At 46.2% G+C, this 2,471-nt stretch carries 1 protein-coding gene; it reads right to left on the reverse strand.

Annotated features, from left to right (window positions below):
* Positions 1 to 2,471, reverse strand: a 2,471-nt coding sequence (gene purL / locus CXF78_RS20255; protein ID WP_102037765.1) for a phosphoribosylformylglycinamidine synthase, incomplete at both ends; no start/stop codon positions are given.

Raw genomic sequence — 2,471 nt, forward strand, 5'->3', positions numbered from 1 at the left:
GTTAGATAACATCTGACAACCATTACACACGCCTAGGGCGATGCTTGAATCACGTTCGAAGAAACGACTAAACTCGTCGCGAGCACGATCATTAAACAAAATCGATTTAGCCCAACCTTCACCAGCGCCTAACACGTCACCGTAAGAGAAGCCGCCACAAGCCACTAGGCCTTGGAATTCTTCTAAACTAATTCGACCAGATAAGATGTCCGACATGTGCACGTCGCGGCTTTCAAAACCGGCACGATCGAAAGCGGCTGCCATTTCAACATGAGAGTTAACGCCCTGCTCACGTAAAATAGCCATTTTTGGTGCAACACCTTTAAGAATATAAGGTGCGGCTACATCTTCACTTGGATTAAAGCCTAATTTAACCGTCAAACCTGGCGCATCAGCTTGTTGTTTAAGCTCATATTCTTCACGCGCACATTCAGGGTTATCACGCAGTGCTTGCATGCGATAGGTGGTTTCTGACCATAAGGTACGCAGTGCAGTACGGCTGTCAGCAAATATGACTCGCTCGCCATCATTAATGCTAATTTTGTCTGCCGTTTGCAAACCACCGATGTGATGACACGTTACGCCTTTAGCTTCAAATTGCGCGGCAATGGCTTTAGCATCAATAGCACTGACTTGAATTACAGCACCAATTTCTTCGTTAAATAAACGTTCTAAATCAGTACCATTCAAGCTGGCTAAATCAATAGTTAACCCGGAATTACCAGCAAATGCCATTTCCACTAAAGTGGTAAATAAGCCACCGTCACTGCGATCGTGATAAGCCATAACTGCTTGATCAGCGACTAGCTGCTGCATCACTTCAAAGAAGCCAGCTAAGTTAGCGGTTTTATCCAATGTTGGTGCAATGTCACCTAACTCACTGTAAACCTGCGCTAAACAAGAACCGCCTAAACGATTTTGGCCATTGCTTAGGTCCAGCATTAATAAAGCACTGTCACCTTTATCACTGCGAAGCTGTGGCGTTACCGTTTTACGAATGTCTTGTACTACACCAAAGGCAGTGATGACTAACGACATAGGCGATGTGACGGTTTTCTGAGTGCCGTTATCTTCCCATGCGGTTTTCATCGACATGGAGTCTTTGCCAACAGGAATTGTTATACCAAGTTCAGGACAAAGGTCTTCACCAATCGCTTTAACGGCTTGATATAAACCGGCATCTTCACCAGGGTGACCCGCTGGAGACATCCAGTTAGCAGAAAGCTTAATACGCTTGAACGAGCCAATGTCAGTACCAGCAATGTTCATAATCGATTCGGCAACCGCCATGCGGGCTGAGGCGTCAAAGTCGAGTAAGGCTAACGGAGTACGCTCACCCATCGACATCGCTTCACCGCAGTAGCTGTCATAACTTGATGCGGTTACTGCACAGTCGGCAACTGGAACCTGCCATGGACCCACCATTTGATCGCGATTCACTAAACCAGTAACGGAGCGATCACCTATGGTAATAAGGAAGGTTTTGTCTGCCACTGTTGGCAAGGTTAAAATGCGCTTAATGGCATCTTTTAGCTCAATTTTAGTTTGATCTAACGCTGGTGATATTGCTTTGGCAGTTACTACATCACGGCTCATTTTAGGTGCTTTGCCTAATAAAACTTCAAGCGGTAAATCAATCGGCTTGTTGTTAAAGTGACTGTCGGCAAGGGTTAAATGCATTTCAGCAGTCGCTTCACCAACCACGGCAAATGGCGCGCGTTCACGGGCACAAATATCAGCAAATTGTTGTAAGTTCTCTGGTGCAACCGATAACACATAACGCTCTTGTGATTCATTACACCAAATTTCAAGCGGGCTCATGCCTGGCTCGTCAGAGGGAACATTACGTAAATTGAATACCCCGCCGCGATCAGCATCATTCACTAATTCAGGGAACGCATTGGATAATCCACCCGCGCCGACATCGTGAATAAACTGAATTGGGTTGGTGTCGCCTAACTGCCAGCAGCGGTCGATCACTTCCTGACAACGACGTTCCATTTCTGGGTTTTCGCGTTGTACAGAAGCAAAATCTAAATCTTCGCTAGACTGACCTGACGCCATAGATGATGCTGCACCGCCGCCTAAGCCAATGTTCATTGCTGGTCCACCAAGCACAATGAGCTTAGCACCAACGGTAATCTCACCTTTTTGAACATGATCTTCACGGATATTGCCTAATCCACCAGCAATCATAATCGGCTTATGATAGCCGCGTACTTCAACACCATTATGGCTAGACACTAATTGCTCGTAGGTGCGGAAATAACCGGTAATGGCAGGACGACCAAATTCGTTGTTAAATGCTGCGCCGCCAAGTGGGCCTTCGAGCATAATTTCTAACGGTGTGACAATACGATCTGGCTTACCGTAATCCCCTTCCCATGGTTGTACAAAACCAGGAATTTTTAAGTTAGAAACAGTAAAGCCAGACAAACCCGCTTTAGGTTTAGAACCTCGGCCAGTAGCAC

Origin of the sequence: Shewanella sp. 11B5, assembly GCF_002836795.1 — a bacterium.
Lineage (GTDB): Bacteria > Pseudomonadota > Gammaproteobacteria > Enterobacterales > Shewanellaceae > Shewanella > Shewanella frigidimarina.